The organism is Streptosporangium jomthongense, from assembly GCF_042650425.1.
Taxonomy (GTDB): Bacteria; Actinomycetota; Actinomycetes; order Streptosporangiales; family Streptosporangiaceae; genus Streptosporangium.
On record NZ_JBHSBC010000001.1, the window covers coordinates 623,690 to 649,804 of the forward strand.

Consider the following 26,115-nt stretch of genomic DNA (forward strand, 5'->3'; position numbering starts at 1 on the left):
CACACGGATGGTGGCGGCCTCACTCAGGCTCACCGTCAGAAGTCGAACTCACCCTTCTTGGCGCCGTCGACGAAGGCGTCCCACACACTCGCACTCACCACGAACGGCGCCTGATCGGGCACCTCGGTGTCACGGATCCCCACCCGACCACCCGACAACGGAGCCACCTCAAGACAGTTCCCCTGGCCGGAGCCGTCTTGGTGGCCTTGCGTCAAGCCGTGGTCTTCAGCTCGTCGCTCAGGTCCACAGTCGGGCGGCGACGGCCTTGTCCACCTGCTCCTCGGTGATGCCGGGCTCGCCCCGGATGACCAGAGGCTTGGCCGAAGGATCGGCCTTGGATATCACGGACATTTCTCCTCCGTCCGCCAGGGGATTGTTACAGCGTCAGCACACCAGCACAGTTTCAGCACAGCGCAGTACAAACTGTGGCCACGATGTGGTTCGGCTTTTCGTGCTCAACATAGCCGGTCAGGGGCACCCTGCGAAGCGGGCGGGGACGCGAAGAAGCTCCTATGAGAGACCTTGTCATGCATGTAGTGCGCCCCTCACACCACCACCATAGAAACCTCCGGATATGTCCGGATCAAAGGGGTGAAAAATGCACGTCGAGGGTCGGAAAACGCATTGCCGGGACGGAGCGGACGGATGTTCGCCGGGCAGGGGGATGTCACTTCCGCGTAAAGGAAATGAGGAGACGGCTTTCCGGTCCTCGACATTCTCCGAGGACGCGACCACGCTCTCCCCCGAGAACGCCCCGTTCCCCAGGACCGCCTCTCCCACGAGCACTCCGATCCCCAGGACCGTCGCCCTCGGAAACGCTCCGCTTCCCGGAGTCGTCTCCCCCGGGGAGACGGCCTTCCCCGGAGGCGCGCCATACGCCGGGAGCGTGCCGTGCCCGAGGGAGGGGCGTGATCTGGAGGGAGACGTGGGTGCGGCTCGGTGGGCGGCACCGGCGTGGTGAGCCCTTCTCCCAGCCCCGGGTCCGCAGGTGGGACCCCGCCAACCGGGCCGGCGCCGAGCAGCCGGACCAGATCGAGCCCGCCTGGGCCGTCTGGTACGGCGTGGCCACCCGGTGCTTCTACGCCGCCGTCTGGCCGACTCTGGAGTCCCTGGTCGTGTGCGCCGGTTCGGCGGACGAGCTGTGCCGCCTGATGCGCGCCGCCGAACAGACCGCACCGCCCCGCGCCGGCGTCCCGGCAAGCCTCCCGGGAGCCGTCTCGGCCGGTCCGGACGTCACGGCCCCCGGAGTTTCCCGGGTCACGGGAACCGGACGCGGGCCCTCCATCCCCACGACCCCGGTAGCCCCGATGCGCCGGACACAGGACGGTCTGCGCACCGCCTGCTGGGACCTGCCGTACGACCTGTCGATCGTCGGCGGGGCGCGCCGCTCCGTGGGGACCGTGCTGGCTCCTGGGGGCTGGCGCGCATGACGGACGACGTGGTCCTGGTGACCGGTGAGCTGCCGGCCAAAGCGGTCACCCACGGCGAGCCCCCGGTCAGGTTCTCCCTGTGGCTGGGGGCCGGGGAGCTGCGCGTACGGGTCACCGACCACGGCCCCGACCGGCCCCGCCACCTGGACCTGGAGGTCGAGGCCGTACACGGCAGGGGGCTGAGCATCGTGGACGCCCTCGCCGACGCCTCCGGCGTCACGCCCCTGCCCGACCCTCCGGGCAAGACCGGCTGAGCCCGCTGGCGTCTGGCCGCCCGTCCCCGGCCCCCGGCCGGATGAGCGAAACGGCCGTGGAGGTGGTCCCTCCACGGCCGTGTCCCCCGTCGCCGATTGGTCAGGCCGCCTCGGGCACTCCGGGGTCACCCGCTCCTTCTCCGGCCGCGACGGCCGCCCGCACCGTCACGGCCCTGGCGTGGTCGTCAGTCGACGTAGTCGTTCACCTGCGACTCGTACGTGGTCAGGTTCTCGGTCGTGCTCGTCTTCAGGCCCCACCAGTGGATCGCGGAGGGCGCCACGTCGTAGGAAACGACGGAGAAGCTGCTCTCCCCGGAGCAGTCACCGTTGAGCATGAACGTGCGGTAGATGTTGAGCGCGGGGATCTCGTAGTGCACTCCCACTTTCCATCCGTCGCCGCAGAAGGTGTCCTTCACCGTGAAGGAGTTGCGGCCCTTGGCCATGTTGTGCGTGCCGGCGTTGAACCACACCTCCCCCGCCCAGTTGCCGTCGGCGTGGTAGACGACCTGGTGGGACGTCGCCGCGTGGGCGACCCCGCTGGTGGTGGCGAGGGTGAGCGCCACGACGGCGGTGGGCACCGCGACGCGCAGTAGTCGGAAACGCATGTGAAAGTCCTTCCGATGCCGATCCTGATCCGGCCGCCGGTTCCGTTCACCGGCTGACCGGGATCCGTTTGCAGGGACGCCGGTGCTCTGGAACAGCCTCACGGTGCCGCCACGGTGCCGCCGGAGCAGGCGAGCAGTGGTAAGCCGGGAGGTCGGTCGCACCGGCCTGGCCCTGTCGTACCGTCCGGGCCGACGGCGCGGGAAGAGATCGGACAGCGGGGTGGACATCCATGAACAGCAACGAACAACCGGTGTGTCGTCGCAGCTCAACGGCGTGTCAACATGCCGGAGGAGAACACGGGCTTCCACCGGGAACCACACCGAACAGGCGCGGGCCGTACGGCCGACGCCTCCGGGTCAGGGTCCCGGGGTGGCCGCCTCGAACTCCTTCGTCTCCCCGTTCGGAAACCGCACGTAGCCGAGGGCGGTGGTGGACCGGTTCATGCCGAACAGCATGTTCGACCAGAGGGGCGGGGTCTTGTCGTAGAAGCTCACGCAGTCCAGGGGGTAGCAGTCTCGCGTCGTCTTCGTGACGATCTCGACCCGGCCCCGCCACCCCTTGGGCATCCGCAGTGCCGCCCAGTTGGTGCCGCACTCCGCCGAGTACCAGTTCTCCAACTTGCCCACCGCCTTGCCCTTGTAGGAGAAGGTGGAGGCCGCGGCCAGTTGCGCGGTCTTCCAGCACCCCGAGGCGTCGGGATCCTTCTTGTGACACCCATAGCCCGGCGTGGCACCGCCGCACGCCGCCACCGGGGTGGGGTCGGGGCCCGGGGGGAAGGTCGGCCCGGACTGGTTCGCCGGAGGCTGGACGGCCGTCGCCGGACCGCGTACCGGGGAGTGGCCGGGAAAGAGCACCGGGAAGAGCAGGAAACCCGTGGCCGTCAGGAGTGAGGAGGCCACGCTCGCCACCAGCAGGTGCCACCAGCGCGGCCCGCCCCGGCCCGGTCGTTGGGAGGCCCGGGCCACGGGGGCGTCGGGTACGGCGGAAGCCGACGACGCTGAGCCGGGCGGGTCGTCCGTCCCGGCCGGGTCCGATGCGGTCGACTGCGGAAGGCCGGTGACGGGTTCCGGTCCGGCGCTCGCCGTGGCGTCCGGGACGGGAGCCGGCTGGGCCGCCTCGTGTTCGAAGGCGGCGTCCCACCAGCCGCGCCACCGTTCGAGGTCCTGGGAGCCGCACGCCTGGACGAACGCGGCGGCCACCTCCCATGTCGGCAGCCGTCTGCCGCTCTCCGCGATGGACAGAGTGCTGTGCGAGTACCCCGAGATCTCCGCCAACCGGCGCAGCGTGAGTCCCGACCTCTCGCGGGCCTCCCTCAGCCTGACGGCGAAACGCATGGTCGGCCCGTCGCCTTCCAGGGGCGTCTTCCTTCGCGCCATCTCTCTCCCCGGCTTCCACAGTTGATCTTTACCGATGAGCAAAACGGTGTTGATTGTCCATGGTTACTCGATCATGTCAATTTCTCATGGGTAGCAGTCATATGTTCGCCGCCTCGACGGCCCGCCCACCGGCTGCGATCGGCACGCCGGGCGGTTGACACGTCTTCGGCGCCGGGGATTGTGAACCGTTCCAAACAGGTGGGTCACAAGGAGGTTCCGGATTCGTTTTCGGGATTGCCCTGCCGGGAAAATCCCTCTAAATCCATTTAAATGCGATATGGGGATGTAGTTCGAGGTCGTGTGGTGTTAGCGGCGGCGGTGGGGGCGCTGGTCGCGGGAGTTCTGGGAGGCCTCGCGGCCCGGCTGCTGATGCGCGGGGTCGCGGTCGCCGTGGGCGTGGACACCTCCTTCACCCTGGTGGCGACGGTGATGATCACCGTCGTCTTCGTCGTGCTCGCCGTACCGGCCGCGATCACCGCGACCGCGCGTCCGGGCATCAGGCGCGGCGGCAGGTGGGTGACCGTGCTGGTCACCGGCTGGACCTCGGCCAGGACCGGGTTCGCCGACGCCAAGTCCATCCTGCTGGCCGAAGAGGAGCGGCTGCCGGTGCTCGCGGCGCTGGCGGTGGCCTTCGCGGCGGTGGTCACCGCCCACGGACGGTTCGCGCAGTGGCTGACCCGCCGCCTGGCGACCTCGGGGGAACCCGCGAGGCCGTACGCGGCGAACCTCGGACACCCGGAGCCGGGGGCGGAGTTCGCCGACGGCGAGGCCTTCATCCGGGGGTCCTGCCAGAGCCCCGCCCCGTCGGCCCGTGGGACCGGCGGTCACTGAGCCCGTCAGCCTCCGGCCGCGACCCGTGCCTCCTGGAAGCGGGTGATCCGTACCACGACGATGGCCAGCAGGGCGGCGGCCAGCAGTGTGGGGATCCAGGTGAACGGGTCGAGGCCGAACCCGACGAGCGCGCCCACCTCCTCGGGCGGGCGCCCGGCGAGGCTCAGCAGCGCGACGGACGACAGCGGGACCACCCAGAAGGCCAGCAGCCACGCGATCCACCAGGCCCACACCAGCCAGGAGTGCGGCTGCCTGCCGATGCTCTCCCCCCGCACGCCGCCGGGGCGGGAGGCGGCCCAGACGTCGTCCACGATCTGTTTGGGGATCCACCACCCGACGACCGGCAGCGCCCACCCGAGCACGATGAAGATCTTGAACCAGCGGTGCGGGACCCGGGTGAGGGACTCGGCGTTCAGGCGCGCCCGTACCAGCCAGACCAGGAAGACGACGACCAGACCTGCCCTGACCAAGGCTCTGGAGGCCGTCAGGGCGACCAGGAACGCGGAGTTCGACAGCAGCGGGAGGGCGCCCTCACCCACGACCTCGACGACGGTGGCCAGGGGGTCGGCCGCCACCGCCCAGGCGGCCCCCACGAGGGTGTCGAGGCCGAGCAGGGTCAGTACGGCCGTCGCGAGCCCTCTGACCGGCCGCAGCGGGCGGGGCGGCGGAGGGAAGGCCGTCTCCGCGGGCAGCGGCCAGTGATGAGGGCGTGCGGGAACGGGTGCCCCGGCCGTGTCACCGCGCATCGCCGCCCTCCAGGTGATCAACGGAACCGACGGCCAGTATTCCGCACCACGTGATGGCGACATACAGGATTTTCCTCATCGCATATCCGCACATTTTCGCGACACGCATGGTGATAGCGGACAAGGGCATGGGTCGTAACGCCCGAGTAGGGCAGGGTTAGGGGATACCGATCTACGGGAGTGATCCATGAACGCGGACTTGGACCTGGAGCGGCTCGCGGGCGGAGCGCACCACGATCCGCACTCGATCCTCGGCGCGCACCCGGGGGCCGGTGGCGTGACCGTCAGGACGCTGCGGCCGCTGGCGGAGAAGGTCCAGGTCGTCGTGGACGATCACACCCATGACATGGAGCACCTGGCCCACGGCGTCTTCGCGGTGACGATTCCCGGTCTTGACAAGATCCCCGACTACCGGTTCCTGGTCACCTATCCGGGCGCGGAGCCGTACGAGATGGCCGATCCCTACCGGCACTGGCCGACGCTGGGCGAGGTGGACCTGCACCTGATCGGCGAGGGGCGCCACGAGCGGCTGTGGGAGGTGCTCGGTGCGCGGGTCATGCGGCACGAGGACGTCGAGGGTACGGCCTTCGCCGTCTGGGCGCCGAACGCGCGGGGCGTCCAGGTGATCGGCGACTTCAACCACTGGGACGGCACCGCCCACCCGATGCGCTCGCTGGGCAGGTCCGGGGTCTGGGAGGTGTTCGTCCCCGGCCTCGGCGAGGGCGAGCGCTACAAGTTCAACGTGCTCGGCGCCGACAGCGTGTGGCGGGCCAAGGCCGACCCGATGGCCAGGCGCACCGAGGTCCCGCCCGCCACGGCCTCGGTCGTCGAGCGCTCCTCCTACGAGTGGCACGACGAGGAGTGGTTGCGCGGGCGCGCGGCGGCGGACGCGCTGAAGGAGCCGATGAGCGTCTACGAGGTGCACCTCGGCTCGTGGCGGCCCGGCCTGTCCTACCGGGACCTGGCCGTCGAACTGGTCGAGTACGTGGTGGACATGGGGTTCACGCACGTGGAGTTCCTGCCGGTCGCCGAGCATCCGTTCGGCGGCTCGTGGGGTTACCAGGTGACCTCCTACTACGCGCCCACGTCCCGCTTCGGCGGCCCGGACGACTTCCGGTACCTGGTGGACAGCCTGCACGCGGCGGGCGTCGGGGTGCTGGTCGACTGGGTGCCCGCGCACTTCCCGATGGACGACTGGGCGCTGGCCAGGTTCGACGGCACCGCGCTCTACGAGCACGCCGACCCGACCAGGGGCGAGCACCCCGACTGGGGCACCTACGTCTTCGACTTCGGCCGCAGGGAGGTGCGCAACTTCCTGGTCGCCAACGCGCTGTACTGGCTGCGCGAGTTCCACGTGGACGGGCTGCGGGTGGACGCGGTCGCCTCGATGCTCTACCTGGACTACTCGCGGCGCGAGGGCGAGTGGCGGCCCAACGAGTACGGCGGGCGGGAGAACCTCGACGCGGTGGCCTTCCTGCAGGAGATGAACTCGCTGGTCTACCGGGACCAGCCGGGCATCATCACCGTGGCCGAGGAGTCGACCGCGTGGCCCGGGGTCTCCCGGCCCGTGCACCTGGGCGGTCTCGGCTTCGGGTTCAAGTGGAACATGGGCTGGATGCACGACACCCTGGCCTATCTGGCGCACGAGCCAGTCTTCCGGCAGTACCACCACCACCAGATGACCTTCTCCCTGATGTACGCCTTCTCGGAGAACTTCGTGCTGCCGCTGTCGCACGACGAGGTGGTGCACGGCAAGGGGTCGCTGCTCGGCAAGATGCCCGGCGACGAGTGGCAACGGTTCGCGAACCTGCGCGCGCTCTTCGCCTTCATGTGGGCCCATCCGGGAAAGCAGCTGCTGTTCATGGGCGGCGAGTTCGGGCAGGGGTCCGAATGGTCGGAGGTCCGAGGTCTCGACTGGTGGGTGCTCGACTTCGACGGCCACAAGGGGGTGCAGCGGCTGGTGCGCGACCTCAACCGGATCTACCGGGAGACGCCCGCGCTGTGGACCCGGGACGACACCCCGGACGGTTTCCGCTGGATCGACGCCGACGACGCCCAGGGGAACGTTCTCTCCTTCCTGCGTCTGGCCTCCGACGGCTCGGTGCTGGCCTGCGTGGTCAACCTCTCCGGCGCGCCGCACGAGGACTACCGGCTGGGGTTGCCCCTTCCCGGCACCTGGGAGGAGGCGCTCAACACCGACGCCTACGACTACGCGGGCAGCGGGGTGGGCAACATGGGCGCGGTCGAGGCGGCCGAGGAGGAGCGGCACGGCCTGCCGTACTCGGCGCGGCTGCGCGTGCCGCCGCTGGGCGCCGTCTGGCTCCGGCACGACGCGCCGTCGGAGAGTCCCGCCGCGGAGAGCCCCGTCGCGGAGGCGGCCGGGGAGGCCGTGAAGAAGACCTCCGGGAGGAAGGGCACCGGGAGGACCGCCCGCCGCTGAGGGTTCCTTGACCGACGGGACAACCGCCGGGTCAACGTCACAGGAAGATTTTTTCGGTCGGGCCTGGCCGGTCACGCAGCGTGTGACCGGCCCTTTTCCGTTCAGACCGGGTTCGCCAAGGCTTCCGTGAACCTTAAATCCGCCTTATATCGGTCAGCGAGCCATTGACCGCCCACGAAGGAGAACCTACGCTCTGGAAACTAATAGGAAACTTTCCTATGAATTCGGGGGCTAGGAACTCTTTGACCTGGAGCGACCCTTGCGACGAATGACCATCGGCTCCTTGATCGCAGCCACAGCGCTGATAGTCCCGGTGGGGATCGGGATGGGCAGCGCCACGGCCGCCACCTCCGCCACCGCCGTCTACACCACCACCTCCGACTGGGGCACCGGCTTCCAGGGCAACGTGACGGTGAAGGCGGGCTCGACCGCCCTGACCAGCTGGAAGGTCGAGTTCGACCTCCCCGCCGGCAAGTCGATCGCGTCCGCGTGGGACGCCGACATGACCAAGAGCGGCAGCCACTACACCTTCGCGAACAAGTCGTGGAACGGTGCGCTGGCCGCGGGTGCCACGGTGAGTTTCGGCTTCACCGGATCCCCCGGCGGAGTCTCCGGTGTGACGAACTGTAAGTTGAACGGCGCGCCTTGTGAGGGCGGGGACGCCACCCCGACGCCCACGGTGACGCCGACCGTCACCCCCACCGTGACGCCGACCGTGACGCCCACGGTCACGCCGACCGTGACCCCGACCGTGACGCCCACGGTCACCCCCACCGTGACCCCGACCATCACGCCCACCGGCCCCGCCGGGAACAAGAAGGTCGTCGGCTACTTCACCGAGTGGGGCGTCTACGGCCGTAACTACCACGTCAAGAACCTGGTCACCAGCGGCACCGCGCCGAAGCTGACCCACCTGCTCTACGCCTTCGGCAACACCGCCGGTGGCCGCTGCGCGATCGGCGACGCCTACGCCGACTACGACAAGTCCTACGGCGCCGACCTGAGCGTCGACGGCGTCGGGGACACCTGGGACCAGCCGCTGCGCGGCAACTTCAACCAGCTCCGCAAGCTGAAGAAGGCTTACCCGAACCTCAAGATCATCTACTCCTTCGGTGGCTGGACCTGGTCCGGTGGCTTCACCCAGGCCGCCGCCAACCCGCAGGCCTTCGCCGACTCCTGCTACAACGTCGTCAAGGACCCGCGTTGGGCTGACGTCTTCGACGGCATCGACGTCGACTGGGAGTACCCGAACGCCTGTGGCCTGACCTGCGACACCAGCGGCCCCGACGCCTTCAAGAAGGTCGTCTCCGCGCTGCGCGCCAAGTTCGGCTCCAGCGCCCTGGTCACCGCGGCGATCACCGCTGACGGCGCCGACGGCGGCAAGATCGACCTCGCCGACTACGCCGGTGCGACCCAGTACCTCGACTGGTTCATGCCGATGACCTACGACTTCTTCGGTGGCTGGGACGCCAAGGGCCCGACGGCTCCGCACTCGCCCCTGACCTCCTACCAGGGCATTCCGAAGGAGGGCTTCAACACCGACGCCGCCATCCAGAAGCTGAAGGGCAAGGGCATCCCCGCCAGCAAGCTGCTCATCGGCATCGGCTTCTACGGCCGTGGCTGGACCGGCGTGACCCAGTCGACCCCGGGTGGCACCGCCACCGGTGCCGCTCCCGGCACCTACGAGGCCGGCATCGAGGACTACAAGGTCATCAAGACCAAGTGCCCCTCCAACGGCACCATCGCCGGTACGGCCTACGCCTTCTGCAACGGCCAGTGGTGGAGCTACGACACCCCCGCCACCATCACCAGCAAGATGGCCTGGGCCAAGAGCCAGGGCCTCGGTGGCGCGTTCTTCTGGGAGACCAGCGGAGACACCCCCAACGGTGAGCTGATCACCGCGCTCTCCAACGGCCTCAAGTAATATTTCGGACACTCGGCCCTCCGTGCGCGACACGCCGCGGGGGGCCGAGCCATGTCCGGCCCCGAGATGAACTCGGGCTGAGAAGATCCTTCAAATCCGGTACGTGCTATTCACTGGCGACAAAGCAGTATTTAAACTCCGTATCGCATGATCAGCAGCCGGAGCTGTCCTTACCCCCGGAGGACGTGTGCGACTTCGAGCCCTCGTGGCCCAGGTGATCGTGCTCGGCGTCGTTTTCTGCGTCGTTTTCTGTGGGACCCCCGCGGTACCGGCCCTCGCCGAGGAGCCACCGGCGGAAACGGTCCAGACGACACCGGAGCCGGAGAAGCTTGAGGCCGGGCTCGTCTCCGACGAGGACGGCGCCCGCGCCATCGTCGAGCTCGCCGTCCCCGCGCAGGCCGAACAGGTCGCGGGCGAGGCACGGCTGCTGCCGGAGACCGACGTCGTGCTCCAGCCCCAGGACACCTCCTTCATCGTCGTGCAGGGCACCGGTGAGTCGCTGGCCGAGCTGGCCAAGGACCCCCGGGTGGTCTCCATCCGCAGGGACCGCACCTACTCCCCCAGCTCGCTCGCCTCCGGCCTGACGCTCGTCGGGGCCGACCGCGCCCACGCTGAGGGAGCCGACGGACGCGGAACGACGATCGCGATCGTCGACACCGGGATCGACGCCGCCCACCCCGCCCTGGGGGGCAAGGTCGTACGGCAGGCCTGCTTCTCGGTCGTCGACGAGGGCGTGCGCTCCCTGTGCCCGAACGGGCAGGAGTCCGACACCTCCGAGCGCGCCGCCGACGCCGCCGCCCCCGCCTGCCTGGACGGCCAGGTCAACCTGTGCGAGCACGGCACCCACGTCGCGGGCATCGCCCACGCCGTCGCTCCGGGGGCGGACATCGTGGCGCTCCAGGTCTTCAGCCGTGTCGACGACTGCGGGGCCGGTGAGCCCTGCGTCACGGCCTACGAGTCCTCGCTCCTGCTCGCCCTCGAATACCTCACGCGGCTGAAGGACACCGTCCCCGGCCTCGTCGCGGTCAACATGAGCCTCGGCGGCGGTCTCTACGGCGCCTCCTGCGACGGCGAGCCCGAGGTCCAGGAGATGAGGGGACGCCTCGGCGCGCTGCTCGCGAAGGGCGTCGCGACCGTGGCCGCGGCCGGGAACGAGGGCTCCCCCGGCGCCGGGGTGCCCGGCTGCCTGTCCGGCGCGGTGACCGTGGGCGCCACCGACGACGCCGACCGCGTCCCCGACTGGTCGAACCACGGCTCCGTCCTCGACCTGTTCGCCCCCGGCGTCGACGTCGACTCCTCGGTCCCCGGCGGCAGGACCGAGATCTACAGCGGGACCTCGATGTCCACCCCGCACGTCACCGGGGCGCTGGCCGTACTGGCGCAGCGGGCCGCGGAGACGGGCGCGGACGCCTCGGCGGGCGCGCTCACCGGCAGGCTCACCGCCGCGGGCCGCCCGATCGTCTACGACGGGGTCGCCGTCCCCCGCCTCGACCTGTACGGCGCGCTCACCGGCGCCGCCCCCTCCCCCGGGGTGACCCAGAACCCCGGCGACCCGGGTGATCCCGGCCCCGGAGACCCGGGAGACTCCGACGTTCCCGAGGAGCCCGGCGACGACCCGAGCCCCGAACCCGGCACCCCGCCCGTCGGGCCGACCCAGGCACCCGTCCCGATCCCGCTGCCGACGGTGACCGTCACCGTGACCGTGACCGCCGACCCGGTCGATCCGCCCGCCGTCGCGGCGCCTGTCAGGCCCACGATGTGCGTGCGCGGGACATCGAAGAAGACGCTGAGCGCCGCCAAGTGGGCCGCCGAGTTCGGCACGGGCAAGGGCACGCTGACGGACGCGACGCTCCGGTGCTATCTCGGCATGGTGGGCAAGGCCAGCAGGGTCTTCCCCGAGTTGGGCGGGGCCTCGACCCCGGCCGCCGCCCGCCGGGTGCTCAAGCCCGCCAAGCGGACGAAGCGGACGGTGTTCGAGAGCGAACTGCTGGCGGCCTGGCTGAACTGGGCCAGCGGCTCCGTCAACCTCACCGCCAGGGTGAACGAGACCACGTCGGTCGGGGACGCCCTCACCACGGCGGAGGTCAGGCGGCTGCGGGGGTCGTTCCCCTCGGCGTCGGCCTCACTGCTGGGCAGGCACGTCAACGCCCGCCGTACCTGACGCCCCCGGCACCGGTTCGGAGAGGTTCTCCGCCACAGGACCCTGTCGCCAAGACGTCGCTTAGGGTGTCAAGCATGGATGCGACCAAGGTGATCATCGACACCGTCGACCGGTTCAGGCAGCGGCGGACCGCTCCGCTTGTCCTTGAGCTCGACCTCACCGAGGGGCTCTTCGAGGGGCCTCCCGCCGACCCTCTGGGCGCGATCCTGTCCATGCGCAAGACGCGGCTGGCCGACGTGCTCTCCGGTCTGCGGCGCGCGGCGAAGGACCCCAGGGTCAGGGCGCTGATCGTCAAGGTCGGCACCCGGCCCCTCGGCCTGGCGACGGTTCAGGAGCTACGGCGGTCGGTGACCCGGCTCAGGGAGGCGGGCAAGCTGACGGTGGCCTTCTCCGAGACCTTCGGGGAGTTCGGCGCGGGCACCGTCCCCTACTACCTGGCCACCGCCTTCGAGAAGGTCTACCTGCAGCCCTCCGGCGACGTCGGGCTGACCGGCGTCTCCCTCGAACAGCGCTTCCTGCGGGGCGCGCTCGGCAAGCTCGGCGTCGAGTACCAGATCGGCCAGCGACACGAGTACAAGACGGCCGCCAACACCTTCACCCAGGACCGCATGACCGACGCCCACCGCGAGTCGCTGGGCCGCATCACCGAGTCGGTCGTCGAGCAGGTCGTCGCGGGTGTCGCCGAGGGTCGCGGCCTCGAACCCGCCAAGGTCAGGGAGCTGATCGACCGGGGGCCGTTCATCGGCGCCGAGGCGGTCGAGGCCGGGCTCGTCGACCGGCTCGCCTACCGCGACGAGGTCTACGACGAGGTGCGCAGGGCCGCGGGCGAGGAGCCCCTGCTGCTCTACGTCGGCCGTTACGCCAAGGGACCGATCGCGGGCAAGCTCCCGCAGCCGGGCGGCCAGACGGTCGCCCTGGTGCACGGCAGCGGCCCGATCCGGCTGGGCCGCAGCGGACGCAGCCCCCTGGGCGGCGGCGAGGCGATGGGGTCCGACACCGTCTGCGCCGCGCTGCGCGCCGCCCGGCGCGACGAGCACGTCAAGGCCGTCGTCTTCCGGGTGGACAGCCCCGGCGGGTCCTACGTGGCCTCCGACGCCATCTGGCGTGAGGTCGTGCTCACCCGCAGGGCGGGCAAGCCCGTGGTCGTCTCGATGGGCGACGTCGCGGCCTCCGGCGGCTACATGGTCTCGATGTCCGCCGACGCGATCGTGGCCCAGCCTGGCACGCTCACCGGCTCCATCGGCGTGTTCGGCGGCAAGGCCGTCATCGGCGGCCTGCTGGACAAGATCGGTGTCTCCACCGAGTCGGTCGGGGAGGGCGCCAACGCCGGGATGTTCTCCTCGACGCACGCCTTCTCCGAGGCCCAGTGGGAGCGGATCAACGTCTGGCTCGACCGGGTCTACGACGACTTCGTCAACAAGGTGGCCGAGGGGCGCGGCCTGTCACGGGAGCGCGTCCACGAGCTGGCCAGGGGCCGGGTCTGGACGGGCGCCGACGCCCACGAGGGCGGGCTCGTCGACGTGCTCGGCGGCCTTGAGGACGCCCTCGCCCTGGCCCGGCGCAAGGGCGGTCTGGCCGAGGACGCCCCGGTGCGCGCCTACCCCCGGCTCAACCCGATCGAGCGCCTGCGCCCGGCGGACTCCAGCGAGGACAAGGCCGCCGCCATGACGCGGCTGCGCCTTGAGTCGTGGGGGCCGCTGGCCCACCTGGCCGCCGAGCTCGGCCTGCCGTCCTACGGGCCGCTCATGCTTCCCGGGTCGTGGACGATCCGCTGAGCCGTACCGGCTCTCCGTGGCCCTGCCACGGACGGGCGAACGCCAGGGCCAGGGCGGCCAGTGCGAGAGCGACCAGCATGACCGCGGCCGTCGGCGTCGGGCTGTCCGTCCCGAACAGGCCCGCCAGCGGGGAGGCGGCGGCGCCCAGCACGAACTGGGTGCCGCCGAGGAGGCCGGAGGTGGCTCCCGGGGCGTCGTGACCGAGGGCCTGGACGATGGTCGTGCTCGCGGGCAGGACGAGGCCGAAGCCGACGATGACCAGGAAGAAGCAGACCCAGGTGACGACGAGCCCGCCGCCCGTGGTGAGGAGCACCACGAGCAGTACGGCCGTCGCCGCCAGGGCGGTGCCCAGGCCCACGGTCAGCAGGGCGTTGATCCTGACCCGGGAGGCGACCCGCCCGAAGACGATCCCGCCGACCAGCATGCCGAGGGCGTTGACGGCGAAGATGAGGCTGTACTGGGTGGGTGAGACGCCGTAGACGTCCTGGAACACGAACGCCGAGCCCGCAATGTAGGTGAACAGGGCCGCGCCGCAGAAGGAGGAGGTGAGGACGTACCCCATGAGGGCGCGCCTGCCGAACAGCCCGGCGATGGCCCTGAAGGTGGTGCCGATCCCGCCCGAGTGCCTGCGGGAGGCGGGCAGGCTCTCCGGCGCCCAGGCCAGGACGCCCAGCACCAGCAGGACGCCGAAGCCCGCGAGCGCCGCGAAGACGACCCGCCAGGAGGCGACGCCGAGGATGGCTCCGCCGAGCACCGGGGCGGCGATCGGGGCGAAGGACACGATCACCGACAGGGTCGCGAAGTGACGCGGGGCCTCGGGAGTACCGTGGAAGCGGTCGGTGAGGACGGCGCGGCCGACGACCATGCCCGCCGCCCCCGCGACGCCTTCGAGCAGGCGGGCGACGTTGAGCACGTCGACGTTCGGGGCCAGCGCGCAGACCAGCGAGAACACCGTGAACAGTGTCGCGCCGCCGAGCAGGACCTTACGGCGGCCGACGGCGTCGCTGACCGGGCCGAGCAGGATCTGCCCGACGGCCAGGCCGATGAGGAAGGCCGTCATGGACAGCTGGACCGACGACTCGGTCGTGCCGAGAGACCGGACCAGCCCGGGGAAGCCGGGGACGTACATGTCCGTGGCCAGCGGGGCGACGGCGCCGAGGGCGGCGAGCACGACAAGCAGCCGTCCGACGTGTTCCGGCGGCCGTTCACCGGTCGCTGCGTCTGTCACTGCGTCTGTCACTGTGTCTGTCGCTGTGGGGGCGGCGAGAGGGGGGTCCTTGGGCATGGCACGAACTGCTTTCTCGCCACCGGGCGAACGTGACGCCGCTACGATGGGCGACATCGGCAACAGGTAGTTAACTAGTTAACGGATATAAGTAGTTTATAGGTTAACGAATTGGAGGGCTCATGCAAGCCCCCGCCCAGCAGGTGTACGAGCGGTTGCGGCAGATGTATCCAGGCCTCGACACCTCCTCGATGGAGGTCGTCGGCCCGCTGAAACGGGTTCAGGCGCTGCTCGACCTGGCCATCGAGCCACTCTTCGCCGGCGCCTCGGTGACCTCCCCCGAGCTGGACGTGCTGCTCCGGCTGCGGTACGCCGAACAGCCGACGATCGCCAGGCAGCTCGCCAGGCAGATGAGCCGCTCCCCCGCCGCACTGAGCAAGACCCTGGCCAAGCTGGAACGGCGTGGCTACATCAGCCGCACCGCCAACCCCGCCGACCGCAGGGCCGCCCTGGTCCACCTCACCGACGAGGGCAGCGAGGTCGTGAACACGCTGTTCCCGCAGCAGCTCGCCGTCGAGGTGCGCCTCCTCAGCGGCATGACCGCCCAGCAGCGAGCCCAGATCATCGAGGGGCTCACCCAGCTGGTCAAGGTCATGGAGGCGGGCCTGCGCGACATGACGGCCCCCTGAACGCGCCCCCGGTACGGCGGGCTCAGCCGCCGGCCGGGCGGTAGCGGGCGCGTAGCCGTACGAGAGGGGTCAGGCCGGGGGTGACGTAGTCGACGGCCAGCACCCTGGCGACGAAGAGCGTGTGGTCCCCGGCGGGGACGACCTTGATCGTCTCGGCCTCCAGGGCGGTCACGCCGCCGTCCACGACGAGTGCCTCGCTCAGCTCGCCCCGGTGGTGCGGCGTTCCGGCCAGCAGGAGCCGGGCGCCGGGACGGCCGGCGGTGGCGAACCGGCTGGCGATCGCCTTCTGCCCGCCGGACAGCACACTGGCGGCCCAGCGGTCACGACGCAGCAGCAGTTCGTTGAGGTAGCCGCCGCTGTCCATGCTCACCATGACCAGCTGCGGATCGAGCGAGACCGAGGTGAAGGTGCCGACGGTCGCCCCCACGTCGTCGCGCTCGTCCTTCACCGTGACGACCGTCACAGCGGTCGGCACCTGACCCATGGCCTCGACGAACTCGTTCATGGGTCAATCATTCCGAAACGGCGCACGGCCCGCGCCGCGGGGCGGCACGGGCCGTGCTGGAAGACCGGCGAGAATCAGGCGAGACCGTTCTGGGTCAGCCAGTCCTTGGCCACCGCGGCGGCGTCGGCCTTGTCGATCGAGACGCGCTTCATCAGCCCGAGCAGCCCGGCGGTGTCGAGCTTGGCGGAGACCGCGTTCAGCGTGCCGGTGACGGTCTCGTTCACCCCGGCCTTGTTGACCAGGGGCGCGACGTTGCCCGCGCCGAAGACGTGCTTGGTGTCCTGCAGCGTCACCAGGCCGTTGATGATCACCTTGGGGTCGGTGGTGAAGACGTTGCCGACCTCGATCGTGCCGTCCTTGATGGCGTCGGCGGTCGCGTCACCGGTCTTCTTCCACTCCTTGAACTCCAGGCCGTAGACGTCCTTGAGGGCCTTCTCCTGGCGGGCCTGGAACTCCGGCGGGCCGCCGACGGTGGAGTTCTTGGCGATCTTGGACAGGTCCTCGATCGTGACCAGGCCGATCTTCTGGGAGTTCTCCCTGGTCACGGTCAGTGAATCGCTGTCCTCCGCCGCGGCGGGTTCGAGGATCTCAAGCTCGGCGGGGAGCTTCTCCTTGAGCGCGGCGACGACGTCTTCCTTGCTCTTGGCGGTCGCCGACTTGTCGATGAAGGCGAGCAGCGAGCCGACGTACTCCGGCAGGATGGTCAGGCCGCCGCTCTTGACCTGCCCGTAGAGGACCTCGCGGCTGCCGATGTTGAGCTTCTTCTCGACCTGGACTCCCTTGGCCTCAAGGGCCTGGGAGTAGATCTCGGCGAGCAGGACGTTCTCCGGGAAGTTCGCCGAGCCGACGACGACCTTGCCCCCGCCACCCCCGGACGCCGGCGCGGCCCCGGAGTCTGCCGGGGTCGGGGAGGTGTTGGTGAGCGGATCACCGCCACCGCACGCGCTGAGTGTGAGCGCCGCGGCGAGGGTGACCACCACGGTGCTGAAAAGGCGCTTCATCGTGCTTTTCCCTTCTAAGGCGGGAGGTAAAGGTGACATTACCGTACGGCGTTACGCCGCCTCACCCCCGGTGAGACCACCAGTCTCTGGATCAGAACGAAGACGAGCTGGACGAGCAGGGCGAGCAGGGCGACGAGCACCGCCCCGGCGAGGGTGCGGGGGTAGTCGTTGGTGGCGAACCCGTCGACGACGTAGCGCCCCAGGCCTCCCAGTCCGACGAAGGCGGCCACGGTCGCGGTCGCCACCACCTGGATCGCCGCGAGCCGCAGGCCCAGCAGGATCAGCGGCAGCGCGACCGGCACCAGCACCCGCCCCAGGACCTGGCCGCCGCGCAGGCCCATGCCGTACGCGGCGTCCCTCAGGTCGGGGTCGACACCCCTGACGCCCTCGTAGGTGTTGACGAGGATGGGCGGCACGGCCAGCGCGACCAGCGGGATCAGCACCGGCAGGTCGGTGCCCAGGCCTGCCAGCAGCACGACCAGCACCAGCAGGCCGAGCGTGGGCAGGGCGCGGGCGGCGTTGGCGCTCAGCACGACCAGCAGCGCCCCCCTGCCGGTGTGCCCGATCCACAGCCCGAGTGGCAGCGCCACCAGCATGGCCAGCAGCAGCGCGATCGCGGAGAACTGCAGGTGCTCGGCCAGCCGTACCGGGATGCCGTCGGGGCCCGACCAGTTGGCCGGGTCGCCGAAGAAGTCGACCAGCCAGTTCATGTCGTCCCCCTCGCCCGTGACCACGGGGTGAGCAGCCGCTGGGCCAGCACGAGCAGCGCGTCGGCGATCGCGGCCAGCAGCACGACCAGCACCACGCCCACGATGATCGGGGTGTAGAACTGCCGCTGCCAGCCGTCGATGAACAGGTAGCCGAGACCGCCCCTGCCCACCAGCGCCCCCACGCTGACCAGGCTGATGCTGGAGACCGCGGCCACGCGCAGCCCGGCCAGCACCACCGGGACCGCGATCGGCAGCTCGACCAGCAACAGCCTGCGCAGCGGGGTGAAGCCCATGGCGACCGCGGACTGGCGCACGTGGTCGGGAACCGAGCCGAGCCCGTCGACCACCGCCGGGATGAGCACCGCCAGCGAGTAGAAGGCGAGCGGGACGATGACCGTCGCCCTGGTGGCCAGGCCCGTGACCGGGATGAGCATGACGAAGACGGCCAGTGAGGGAAGCGAGTAGGTCACGTTCATGACGCTCATGGTCGGCTGGTAGATCCCGCGCCAGCGGACGCAGGCCAGCCCAAGCGGGAGCGCGACGAGCAGCCCGACGACGATCGGCACCAGCGACATGACGATGTGATCTTCGAGCAGGGACTGGATGGAGGGCCAGTTACGCCCGATCCAGTCCCAGCGGACCAGCGGCTCCTCACGCATGGGCGCCCCCGGCGACCCGGTCGAGCGCCTCGTTCAGCGCCTCGCGGGTGACCACGCCCTCGGCCCGCCCGGCGTCGTCGACCGCGATCGCGCACCCCGACGGGGACAGCAGTGTCGCGTCGAGCGCCGCGCGCAGCGAGTCGCGCCCCCTGACGAACGTCCCGTACGGCGCGGGCCGCACGTCGGCGAGCGTGCCCGAGGCGGGCAGGTCGGCGACCTTGACCCAGCCGAGCGGCCTGCCGTCCTCGTCGAGCACCGCCAGCCAGGGACCGGCCGCGGCGCGCAGCCCGGCGACCTCGGCGGAGGCGGGCGCGGTGAGGTCGGTGCGCAGCCGTACCTCCTGGCCGGGGACGAACGACAGGCGCCTGATGCCCCGGTCGCGGCCGAGGAACTCGCGGACGAAGTCGTCGGCGGGCCTGGACAGGAGGGTCGCGGGGTCGTCGAGCTGGGCGAGGTGGCCGCCGACGCGCAGCACGGCCACCCGGTCGCCGAGTTTGACGGCCTCGTCGATGTCGTGGGTGACGAAGACGATGGTCTTGTTCAGCTCGGCCTGCAGCCGCAGCAGTTCCTCCTGCAGGCTGGTGCGCACGACGGGATCGACCGCGCTGAACGGCTCGTCCATCAGCAGCACCGGCGGGTCGGCCGCCAGCGCGCGGGCGACGCCGACACGCTGCTGCTGCCCGCCGGAGAGCTGGAAGGGGTAGCGCTCGGCGAGCCCGAGGTCGAGGCCGACCCGTTCGAGCAGCTCCATCGCGCGGTCGCGGGCCTTCTTCCTGTTCCAGCCGAGCAGGTGGGGCACCGTCGCGACGTTGTCGACGATCTTGCGGTGCGGGAAGAGGCCCGCCTGCTGGATGACGTAGCCGATGCCCCGGCGCAGGGCCGGTGGGTCGATGGTCGTGACGTCGACGCCGTCGAGGAGGACACGGCCCTCCGACGGGTCGATCATCCTGTTGATCATGCGGAGTGAGGTGGTCTTGCCGCATCCCGAGGGGCCCACGAAGACCGTGATCTCGCCCGTCGGCGCCTCAAGGCTGAGACGGTCGACGGCCACGGTCCCGTCGGCGTAGCGTTTGGTGACCCCGTCAAATGTGATCATGCGCAACCCCATGCTTCTCGGCAGGGCCGCGGCCCCCCTGCCACAACCGCCCCATGATCTGTCCGACCGACAGCCTACGGTGGCCCTCCGACATTCGACCCCGTCCCCCCGGCCAAGTCATCCGGGATCGTGAGATATCGAGCAAAAGAGCACTCAATAGTGCCCAGAATCTCGGCGTCTCACCACGATTACCCATATCGTGGACATCGACCCCTCCAGTCACACGTACCACGGGCTTTTCGCCCTCGCTTCTCACCACGACCCCAGAGGAACCGGTCTCGTGAACCAACCGATCCTCGGTCAGCGCTCGCGCGGCGAACTGATTACCGAGCTCTATGACACACACGCCGCCGGGCTGTTCGCCTACTGCCACGACCAGTTGGGCGATCCGGGGGCCGCGGGCACGGCGCTGGCGGCCGTCTTCGCCACCCTCACCTCCTCTGGCGCCTCCACTCATGCTTCCTCGGGTGCCGTCTCCGACGCACGGCCGCCGCGCGCCGCGCTGTACGCGCTCGCCCGCCGCGAGATCCACCAGCGGGACGTCGTCCACGCCGCCCCGCTGCCCGGCGCCGACCCGGTCTCCCTCTTCGTCGACCGGGTGCTGCACGACCTGCGCCCGCACCAGCGCGAGGTGCTGTACCTGTCCGGCGTGCGCGAGATGGACACCGCCGAGCTGTCCTGGGTGCTCGACGTGGCCGCCGACACGGCCGACGAGCTGACCGTGAGCGCCTGCCGCCGCTTCGCCCAGTCCCTCCAGCTCGCCCTGGTCTCTGCCAGGGTCCCGGCCCACCTGGCCGACGCCTTCGGCGCGCTCGGTGTGGCCCCGATCAGGGACGTGCTCGTCCGCGCCCCGTGGGCCGTCCCGCCCGCCGGACTGCGCGCGGCCGTTCTGGGGCTCCCCGGCGCGCCGGCGCTTCCCCCGGCCTCCCCCACGCGGACCCCGGCGCTGCCGGTCTCGCTCAGGCCCCTGTGGCCGACGCCGCCCGCCTGGCCGCTGCCGCTGGCCGACACCGACGCCCTGACCAGCACCAGCGTCTTCGCCACGCCGGAGCTGCCGCCGCCCTTCTCCCCCGCGGACTTCTTCCCCGCCGCGCCCGCGCGGGACAACTTCCCCGACCCCTTCTCCCCGCCGGACCCCGACGTCGTCTCCGCGCACGAGGCGACGACCGAGCCGATGCCCAAGCTCAAGGACTCGGTGCTGAGCGCGCTCGACGAGATCGTCCCGCGCACTCCCCGGCGCAGGCTCCAGCGGCCCAAGCCGCGCGGGGCGAAGCCGCTGTCCGCCCCGATCCCGGGGGACGTGCTCGACGACGCGCCCGCCACCCGCCATGAGGGCGCCCCCGAGGACCTGTTCCAGCCGTTCACCCCCGAGCCGAGGCCCAGGCAGCACTCCGACAAACTGGTCGCCGCCGCTCCCAGGGAGACGGCCCCCGAGGACTTCGCCGTCTTCGAGGCCTCCGGGGTCGTGACGCCGCTGCCCGGCTGGCCGCTGCGGGCCGAGGAACTGGACGCCGCCGCCCCGGTCCTCCCCGAACCGGAGGCCGTACGGCCCGCCCCGGCCGGCTGGCCGCTGCGGACCGACGAGCTGGGCACCGTGGAGGCCTCTGCGGAGGCCCCTGTGGACTCCTCGGACTTCACGGACTCCGGGGACCGTGCCAGGCACGCGAGGAGGCCGGGCCGGAGCGCCAGGAGAACGGGCGCGCACCGCGGCGCGCACGCGGAGCAGCCCGGCGACGACGCCCCGGCCCGCGCGCCCCTCCCCGAGGGCCTTCCCGAAGACCTTTCCGGCGTGCCGGACTCCCCTCGGGAGATCCCCGCAGAACCCGAGACCGCCGGCGTCTCGGAGAAGGCCCCCGCCACACGCCTGTCGCGGCTGGGCGGGAGGGCACGCCGCAGGCGCGGGCAGGCCAGGCGGGGCGGGCAGCGCCACGACTGGGCGTGGGAGCTGTTCGGCTTCGTCATCTGCGTGGTCTGCGTGGCGATCGCGATGCTCGTCTTCTTCGCGATGCCCACCCCGCTGACGCCCTGACGCCCGGCCCGGCGCCCTCAGTGGTCGGGGAAGGCGAGACGGACGGTGCCCGAGACGTGTGTTCCGAGGCCGATCTGTCCCAGGACCCGCACCGTGAGCCTCTCGCCCTCACGGGACATGACGGTCCCGGTGAGGGCCAGCGTCTCCCCGGCGTGGGCGGGAAGGCCGAGCTTGACGTTGATCCCGCGGACCAGCGCCTCCGGTCCCGCCCAGTCGGTGACGTACCGCTCGACGAGGCCCATCGTGGTCAGGATGTCGAGGAGGCCGCCCTCAGGGCGGTCACGGTGCGGCGGGGCGAGGCCCGCGGTCGAGGTCAGCGTGATCGTGGCGGTGGGCAGAAGGGTTCCGACCTCGACGAACGCCGCCTCCTTCCCGGGAGGCCCGCACCTGCGAGCCGACTCGTCATCCTGCTGGCGGTACGTCACACACGACGGCATACCGATACCCACTTCTCCAGGTGGGCGGCCCACGACGCCGCCACCGCCCACACACCTTCCGGCAGTTACCACCACCGTCCTCCCGGCGCCGGGGGTCACGGCGCACGGCGAGGCCGCGGGTCCTCGCCGTGACAACCGCGCTCCCGCGACGTGCCACGCCGTACGGCCCGGCGGCCCGGTCGGTGGGGGAAGGACCGCACCCGACGCGTCCCGCCCCCGGCACACCCTTCCAGAAGAAGGCGGTCCCGCCTTTCCCCCTGCCTTCCGGAGGGTACGGCTCGCATGTGTCGGGCTGGTTTTTCCCTCCCCAGGGCGAAAATCCAGTACCCGAGGACTTCCGCGCAGTGGGGTAGAACCAATTACATTTTTCACCCCGCCCCATACCTGCCCCATGGTGACGACAGGGCTCCATAACACGCGTGACATGTGGAGACAGAGATCCCCTGTAACTGACAGATAACCCACCGGAGCGGGCGAAGGTCAGATAACGTGTTCTCATGCGTACCCCGCGTGCGGCCGTGGGTCTCCCGGTCGCCCCGCGCCCCGGCGGAGCCCCGGCCACCGGCGGCGCCGGACCGGCCACGATCGAGGGGGCATCCGGCATGCAGAGCGAACCGCACCCGAGCGGTGTCCGCGCGAGAAGCCAGCACCAGCGCCGCAGGCGCATCGTCCAGGCCGCCGCGGCCCTGGCCTCCCTCGGCGGCGTCGAGGCCATGCAGATGCGCACCGTCGCCGAGCGCGCGGGGGTCGCCCTCGGCACGCTCTACCGCTACTTCCCCTCGAAGATGGACCTGGTCGTCGCGGTCGTCAGTGACGAGATCGACCTGATCGAGGGCAGCGTCGAGCGCAGGCCCCCGGCCACGACCACCCCCTCGGGCCGTGCCGTGGACGTGCTGATGCGCGCGACCCGGGGTCTGATGCGCGAGCCCGAGCTGGCCGACGCCCTCGTCCGTTCGCTGATCATGGCGGAGATCGACACCCCGTTCGCCGAGCGGGTGACCGGCCTGCTGCTGCGTGTCTCCGGGCACGAGCCCGACGCGCGGACGGTGACCGAGGAGCAGCGCGTCCTCGCGGGTTCGCTGACGAGTGTCTGGGTGCACGAACTGCTGGCGATGCTCAGGGGGCAGCGGACCTACGACCAGGTCCAGCGTCATCTGGAGATCACCGCCACCCGGCTGCTCGCCGATTTCCCCGCCCCGCCTTCACCCTGAAGGCCGGCACGCGTTACTGTCGGCGAGGCGAACAGACTAACGTTCTAGAGCGACGCGCCGGGAACCCCCTGGACCGTGGAGCCGCCGGGACGACGCCGACAGACAGGGAGCGCCGCCGTTGAAATCCCTCCGCAGGCCCTACAGCGAACAGCGTCCGACCGACATCGGTGGCGGGGTGTGGAGCGTGCCCGTGCCGATCCCCGGCAACCCCCTCGGATACACGTTGATCTACGCGATCGAGTCCCCCGCCGGGCCGGTGCTGGTCGACGCGGGCTGGAACCACCCCGACGCCTGGCTGGCCCTGCGGGACGGGCTGGCCGCCACGGGCATGGACATCCGCGAGGTCAGGGGGGTCGTCGTCACCCACTTCCACGCCGACCACGCCGGACTCGCCGGTCAGGTGCGGCAGGAGTCCGGGGCCTGGATCGCCATGCACGAGGCCGACGCCGAGCTGGTCGGGACCATGCGCGAGGCCGAGGAGGACGCCCAGCGCACCGAGCGGGCCGGGATGCTGCGCCGGGCGGGAGCCGGCGCGGCCGAGATCGAGGCGGTGACCACCGCCTACCGTCCCGAGCCCCCCGCCGCACCGGACAGGACGCTGCGCGACGGCGACATGATCGACATTCCCGGGCGCAGGCTCCGCACCGTCTGGACCCCCGGTCACACCCCGGGTCACGTCTGCCTGCACCTGGAGGACGCCGACCGGCTCTTCACCGGGGACCACGTGCTGCCGGGCATCACCCCGCACATCGGCGTCTACCCCTACGACCGGACCGACATGGACCCGCTCGGGGACTTCCTGGCCTCGCTGGAGAAGGTGGCGGAGCTGGGACCGCTCGAAGCCCTGCCCGCCCATGAGTGGATATTTCAGGACACGGCGGAGCGGGCGCGGGCGATCGGCGCGCATCACGAGGAGAAACTCACCTCCCTGGTGGCCCTGCTGGCCGAGGCGGGCGAGCCGCTCACCATCTGGGAGATCGCCTCACGGATGACCTGGAAGCGCTCCTGGGACGACCTGCCCTCCATGCTGCGCGGCATGGCCGCCGCCGAGGCCGCCGCCCACCTGCGCGCCCTTGAGGTGCGGGGCCGGGTCCGCCGTACCGCCGAGGGGGACCCCAAGGAAGATATGGTGCGCTTCACCGTACACTCATAGACATCCGATGTCTGAGCGTGACCAGGGAGGACGAAGCGTGGCGGTCACCGACACCGCTATCGACAGGATCAAGCAGATGATCCTGGAGGGCGAGATCCCCCCTGGCGGCAGGCTGCCGAAGGAGGCCGACCTGGCCGAACGGCTCGGCCTGTCGCGCAACTCCCTGCGCGAGGCCGTCCGCGCCCTGGCGCTGATCAACGTGCTGGACGTACGGCAGGGCGACGGCACCTACGTGACCAGCCTGGAGCCTCGCCTGCTGCTGGACGCGATGGCGTTCGTGGTCGACTTCCACCAGGACGACACGGCGCTTGAGTTCTTCCAGGTCCGCCGGATCCTGGAGCCCGAGGCGACCGCGATGGCCGCCACCCGGATGACCGAGGCCGAGATAGCCGAGCTGCACGAGATCCTCACCCGGCTGCCCGAGAACCCGAGCGTCGAGCAGCTGACCGCCAACGACCTGGAGTTCCACCGGCGCATCGCGGCGGGTTCGGGGAACTCGGTGCTGTGCTCCCTCATCGAGAGCCTGTCGGGGCCGACCACGCGGGCCAGGCTCTGGCGGGCCCTGACCAGGGAGAACGCCCTGACCAGGACGCGTGAGCAGCACACCGCGATCTACGAGGCCATCGCCGCCCGGCAGCCCGAGGTCGCGCGCGCCTGGGCCACGGTCCATGTCGCCGGAGTCGAGGAGTGGCTTCGTAGCGTGCTCGCCTGAGCGGATATCGCATCATAAAAGATCACAAAGCCGTACTCTTGGGGCGGAACGATTCCCCGACGACGAGGATGCCCCCCATGCAGCCACTCGATGGAGCCGACTTACGGGTGGTGGCCGCCCTTCAGGTGAACGGACGCGCCACCTGGGACCGCATCGGAAGAGTGCTGGACGAGTCGACCCGCAACGTGGCCAGACGGGCCACCCGGCTGACGGAGGCGGGCGTCCTGTCCGTCGTCGGAGTGGTCGACGACCGCCGGATCGGCTCGGCGATCCTGCGGCTGCGCTGCCGGCCCGGTTCGGTGATCGACGTCGGCGCCGCGCTGGCCGAGCTGCCCCAGACCCGGTTCGTCTCGCTGGTCTCCGGCTCCGCCGACTGCACCGCGGAACTGTGCGTGGCCGACGACGCCCTGGTCGATCTGATCTTCCGGGACATCCCCTCGATCGACGGGGTGGTCGAGAGCACCACCTACCCGGCGCTGCGTTACTTCAAGACCCCCCAGGAGTGGCACGTGGACGTGCTCACCCCGCAGGAGATCGAGGGACTCCTCGAACAGTGGACGCCGCTGCCCGAGCGCTTCCAGCGCGCCGGTGACACCCCCTCCGCCGAGGACGAGCGGATCATCGCCGCGGTCGCCGCGGACGGCCGGGCCACCCACGCGGAGATCGCGGCGGCCACCGGGATCAGCGAGTCGACCGCCCGCCGCAGGCTGGACTCCCTGCTCCGCAGGGGCATCCTGCGCATCCGCGCGGAGATCGAGCCCGCCTACCTGGGCCTGCCGATCGAGGCCGCGCTCTGGCTGCGGGTCGCGGAGCGGGAGGTCGAGACGGTCGGCCACGCCCTGGCCAGGCTGCCGAAGGTGAGATACGTCCTGGCGGTGGCGGGCGACCACCAGCTCGTGGCCCACGTGGCCGTCCCCGGCCGTTCCGAGCTCTACGAGATCCTCAGGGAGATCGGCGGACTGACCGGGATCAGGGCGATCGAGACGACGATGACCCTCCTGCCGCTGAAACGCGGCTTCATCATCAAGCGGGACGGCGTCGCCGACCGCTGGGCGGGCCCGATCGGCTGACCCGGGTCCCTCAGACCGGTGCGGGGGCACCGGTTCTCGCAGACCGGAAGGCACGCGCGCCGCAGGGAAGATGCG

24 protein-coding genes are annotated in these 26,115 nt (G+C 70.8%); 13 read left to right on the forward strand and 11 right to left on the reverse strand.

Annotated features, from left to right (window positions below; genetic code table 11):
• Window positions 1-35: 35 nt before the first annotated feature.
• Entirely contained in the window at window positions 36-215 is a 180-nt protein-coding gene (locus ACFOYY_RS02930) for a DUF397 domain-containing protein (RefSeq protein ID WP_352015174.1), read from the reverse strand.
• Between the two features lie 693 nt (window positions 216-908).
• Between ACFOYY_RS02930 and ACFOYY_RS02935 the strand changes: the two genes are divergently transcribed.
• Complete coding sequence (locus tag ACFOYY_RS02935) at window positions 909-1,430, forward strand: hypothetical protein (RefSeq protein WP_386187527.1); 522 nt, start codon at window positions 909-911, stop codon at window positions 1,428-1,430.
• Complete coding sequence (locus ACFOYY_RS02940; protein ID WP_352015172.1) at window positions 1,427-1,684, forward strand: ATP-binding protein; 258 nt, start codon at window positions 1,427-1,429, stop codon at window positions 1,682-1,684. Before ACFOYY_RS02935 ends, ACFOYY_RS02940 begins: the two co-directional genes overlap by 4 nt.
• Window positions 1,685-1,869: 185 nt before the next feature.
• On the opposite strand, the gene ACFOYY_RS02945 is transcribed toward ACFOYY_RS02940, so the two are convergent.
• The gene (locus tag ACFOYY_RS02945) at window positions 1,870-2,289 is read right to left on the reverse strand and encodes a hypothetical protein (RefSeq protein ID WP_352015171.1); all 420 of its coding nucleotides are present in this window, start codon (window positions 2,287-2,289) and stop codon (window positions 1,870-1,872) included.
• A gap of 357 nt (window positions 2,290-2,646) precedes the next feature.
• Complete coding sequence (locus ACFOYY_RS02950; RefSeq protein WP_352015170.1) at window positions 2,647-3,666, reverse strand: helix-turn-helix domain-containing protein; 1,020 nt, start codon at window positions 3,664-3,666, stop codon at window positions 2,647-2,649.
• Between the two features lie 303 nt (window positions 3,667-3,969).
• On the opposite strand from ACFOYY_RS02950, the gene ACFOYY_RS02955 reads away from it, so the two are divergent.
• Entirely contained in the window at window positions 3,970-4,497 is a 528-nt protein-coding gene (locus ACFOYY_RS02955; protein ID WP_386187531.1) for a hypothetical protein, read from the forward strand.
• Between the two features lie 5 nt (window positions 4,498-4,502).
• Here ACFOYY_RS02955 and ACFOYY_RS02960 read toward each other — a convergent pair whose 3' ends face one another.
• On the reverse strand, window positions 4,503-5,243 hold the full coding sequence (locus ACFOYY_RS02960) for a DUF4328 domain-containing protein (RefSeq protein WP_352015168.1): 741 nt from the start codon (window positions 5,241-5,243) through the stop codon (window positions 4,503-4,505).
• 187 nt (window positions 5,244-5,430) lie between these two features.
• On the opposite strand from ACFOYY_RS02960, the gene glgB reads away from it, so the two are divergent.
• The 4 genes from glgB (at window position 5,431) to sppA (ending at window position 13,543) form a co-directional block, all read left to right on the forward strand.
• Window positions 5,431-7,683: a 1,4-alpha-glucan branching protein GlgB gene (gene glgB, locus ACFOYY_RS02965; RefSeq protein WP_386187535.1), complete on the forward strand. Its 2,253-nt coding sequence runs from the start codon at window positions 5,431-5,433 to the stop codon at window positions 7,681-7,683.
• Between the two features lie 283 nt (window positions 7,684-7,966).
• Entirely contained in the window at window positions 7,967-9,607 is a 1,641-nt protein-coding gene (locus ACFOYY_RS02970; RefSeq protein WP_386187538.1) for a glycosyl hydrolase family 18 protein, read from the forward strand.
• 187 nt (window positions 9,608-9,794) lie between these two features.
• Window positions 9,795-11,768, forward strand: a complete 1,974-nt coding sequence (locus ACFOYY_RS02975; RefSeq protein WP_386187541.1) for a S8 family peptidase — start codon at window positions 9,795-9,797, stop codon at window positions 11,766-11,768.
• A gap of 74 nt (window positions 11,769-11,842) precedes the next feature.
• Window positions 11,843-13,543, forward strand: a complete 1,701-nt coding sequence (sppA, locus tag ACFOYY_RS02980; RefSeq protein WP_386187544.1) for a signal peptide peptidase SppA — start codon at window positions 11,843-11,845, stop codon at window positions 13,541-13,543.
• Here the strand turns inward: sppA and ACFOYY_RS02985 are convergent.
• A complete protein-coding gene (locus ACFOYY_RS02985) occupies window positions 13,512-14,771 on the reverse strand; it encodes a multidrug effflux MFS transporter (RefSeq protein WP_386187547.1) in 1,260 nt (419 codons plus the stop codon). The genes sppA and ACFOYY_RS02985 overlap by 32 nt on opposite strands.
• Window positions 14,772-14,950: 179 nt before the next feature.
• On the opposite strand from ACFOYY_RS02985, the gene ACFOYY_RS02990 reads away from it, so the two are divergent.
• Window positions 14,951-15,457: a MarR family winged helix-turn-helix transcriptional regulator gene (locus ACFOYY_RS02990; protein WP_352015162.1), complete on the forward strand. Its 507-nt coding sequence runs from the start codon at window positions 14,951-14,953 to the stop codon at window positions 15,455-15,457.
• 22 nt (window positions 15,458-15,479) lie between these two features.
• Here ACFOYY_RS02990 and ACFOYY_RS02995 read toward each other — a convergent pair whose 3' ends face one another.
• The 5 genes from ACFOYY_RS02995 to ACFOYY_RS03015 form a co-directional block, all read right to left on the reverse strand.
• A complete protein-coding gene (locus ACFOYY_RS02995) occupies window positions 15,480-15,962 on the reverse strand; it encodes a flavin reductase family protein (RefSeq protein ID WP_352015161.1) in 483 nt (160 codons plus the stop codon).
• Window positions 15,963-16,036: 74 nt separating this feature from the next.
• Window positions 16,037-16,963, reverse strand: a complete 927-nt coding sequence (locus ACFOYY_RS03000) for an ABC transporter substrate-binding protein (protein ID WP_386187552.1) — start codon at window positions 16,961-16,963, stop codon at window positions 16,037-16,039.
• 38 nt (window positions 16,964-17,001) lie between these two features.
• Window positions 17,002-17,673 (reverse strand): ABC transporter permease, encoded by a 672-nt coding sequence (locus ACFOYY_RS03005; RefSeq protein ID WP_386187555.1) that lies wholly within the window; start codon window positions 17,671-17,673, stop codon window positions 17,002-17,004.
• Window positions 17,670-18,332, reverse strand: coding sequence for an ABC transporter permease (locus ACFOYY_RS03010; RefSeq protein ID WP_386187558.1), 663 nt, complete (start codon window positions 18,330-18,332; stop codon window positions 17,670-17,672). The genes ACFOYY_RS03005 and ACFOYY_RS03010 overlap by 4 nt, the downstream gene beginning before the upstream one ends.
• A complete protein-coding gene (locus tag ACFOYY_RS03015; RefSeq protein WP_386187561.1) occupies window positions 18,325-19,428 on the reverse strand; it encodes an ABC transporter ATP-binding protein in 1,104 nt (367 codons plus the stop codon). Before ACFOYY_RS03015 ends, ACFOYY_RS03010 begins: the two co-directional genes overlap by 8 nt.
• 280 nt (window positions 19,429-19,708) lie before the next feature.
• On the opposite strand from ACFOYY_RS03015, the gene ACFOYY_RS03020 reads away from it, so the two are divergent.
• On the forward strand, window positions 19,709-21,457 hold the full coding sequence (locus ACFOYY_RS03020) for a hypothetical protein (RefSeq protein WP_386187564.1): 1,749 nt from the start codon (window positions 19,709-19,711) through the stop codon (window positions 21,455-21,457).
• A gap of 17 nt (window positions 21,458-21,474) precedes the next feature.
• Here the strand turns inward: ACFOYY_RS03020 and ACFOYY_RS03025 are convergent, their stop codons facing one another.
• On the reverse strand, window positions 21,475-21,882 hold the full coding sequence (locus ACFOYY_RS03025; protein ID WP_352015155.1) for an acyl dehydratase: 408 nt from the start codon (window positions 21,880-21,882) through the stop codon (window positions 21,475-21,477).
• A gap of 614 nt (window positions 21,883-22,496) precedes the next feature.
• Between ACFOYY_RS03025 and ACFOYY_RS03030 the strand changes: the two genes are divergently transcribed.
• From ACFOYY_RS03030 to ACFOYY_RS03045, 4 genes are all read left to right on the forward strand, one after another.
• Window positions 22,497-23,105: a TetR family transcriptional regulator gene (locus tag ACFOYY_RS03030; protein WP_352015209.1), complete on the forward strand. Its 609-nt coding sequence runs from the start codon at window positions 22,497-22,499 to the stop codon at window positions 23,103-23,105.
• A gap of 118 nt (window positions 23,106-23,223) precedes the next feature.
• Window positions 23,224-24,258 carry an MBL fold metallo-hydrolase gene (locus tag ACFOYY_RS03035; protein ID WP_362909560.1) on the forward strand — a complete coding sequence of 345 codons (1,035 nt, stop codon included), beginning with the start codon at window positions 23,224-23,226 and terminating at the stop codon, window positions 24,256-24,258.
• A 37-nt stretch (window positions 24,259-24,295) separates the two neighbouring features.
• On the forward strand, window positions 24,296-24,970 hold the full coding sequence (locus ACFOYY_RS03040) for a FadR/GntR family transcriptional regulator (protein ID WP_352015153.1): 675 nt from the start codon (window positions 24,296-24,298) through the stop codon (window positions 24,968-24,970).
• Window positions 24,971-25,047: 77 nt separating this feature from the next.
• Window positions 25,048-26,040 (forward strand): Lrp/AsnC family transcriptional regulator, encoded by a 993-nt coding sequence (locus ACFOYY_RS03045; RefSeq protein ID WP_352015152.1) that lies wholly within the window; start codon window positions 25,048-25,050, stop codon window positions 26,038-26,040.
• The last annotated feature ends 75 nt before the right edge of the window (window positions 26,041-26,115 follow it).

Excerpts from the sequence above, each read along its gene's own strand:
- ACFOYY_RS02940 (WP_352015172.1), top strand. The coding sequence starts at position 1,427 with ATGACGGACGACGTGGTCCTGGTGACCGGTGAGCTGCCGGCCAAAGCG.
- ACFOYY_RS02945 (WP_352015171.1), bottom strand. The coding sequence starts at position 2,289 with ATGCGTTTCCGACTACTGCGCGTCGCGGTGCCCACCGCCGTCGTGGCG.
- ACFOYY_RS02950 (WP_352015170.1), bottom strand. The coding sequence starts at position 3,666 with ATGGCGCGAAGGAAGACGCCCCTGGAAGGCGACGGGCCGACCATGCGT.
- ACFOYY_RS02960 (WP_352015168.1), bottom strand. The coding sequence starts at position 5,243 with ATGCGCGGTGACACGGCCGGGGCACCCGTTCCCGCACGCCCTCATCAC.
- glgB (WP_386187535.1), top strand. The coding sequence starts at position 5,431 with ATGAACGCGGACTTGGACCTGGAGCGGCTCGCGGGCGGAGCGCACCAC.
- sppA (WP_386187544.1), top strand. The coding sequence starts at position 11,843 with ATGGATGCGACCAAGGTGATCATCGACACCGTCGACCGGTTCAGGCAG.
- ACFOYY_RS02990 (WP_352015162.1), top strand. The coding sequence starts at position 14,951 with ATGCAAGCCCCCGCCCAGCAGGTGTACGAGCGGTTGCGGCAGATGTAT.
- ACFOYY_RS02995 (WP_352015161.1), bottom strand. The coding sequence starts at position 15,962 with ATGAACGAGTTCGTCGAGGCCATGGGTCAGGTGCCGACCGCTGTGACG.
- ACFOYY_RS03000 (WP_386187552.1), bottom strand. The coding sequence starts at position 16,963 with ATGAAGCGCCTTTTCAGCACCGTGGTGGTCACCCTCGCCGCGGCGCTC.
- ACFOYY_RS03005 (WP_386187555.1), bottom strand. The coding sequence starts at position 17,673 with ATGAACTGGCTGGTCGACTTCTTCGGCGACCCGGCCAACTGGTCGGGC.
- ACFOYY_RS03010 (WP_386187558.1), bottom strand. The coding sequence starts at position 18,332 with ATGCGTGAGGAGCCGCTGGTCCGCTGGGACTGGATCGGGCGTAACTGG.
- ACFOYY_RS03015 (WP_386187561.1), bottom strand. The coding sequence starts at position 19,428 with ATGATCACATTTGACGGGGTCACCAAACGCTACGCCGACGGGACCGTG.
- ACFOYY_RS03030 (WP_352015209.1), top strand. The coding sequence starts at position 22,497 with ATGCAGAGCGAACCGCACCCGAGCGGTGTCCGCGCGAGAAGCCAGCAC.
- ACFOYY_RS03045 (WP_352015152.1), top strand. The coding sequence starts at position 25,048 with ATGCAGCCACTCGATGGAGCCGACTTACGGGTGGTGGCCGCCCTTCAG.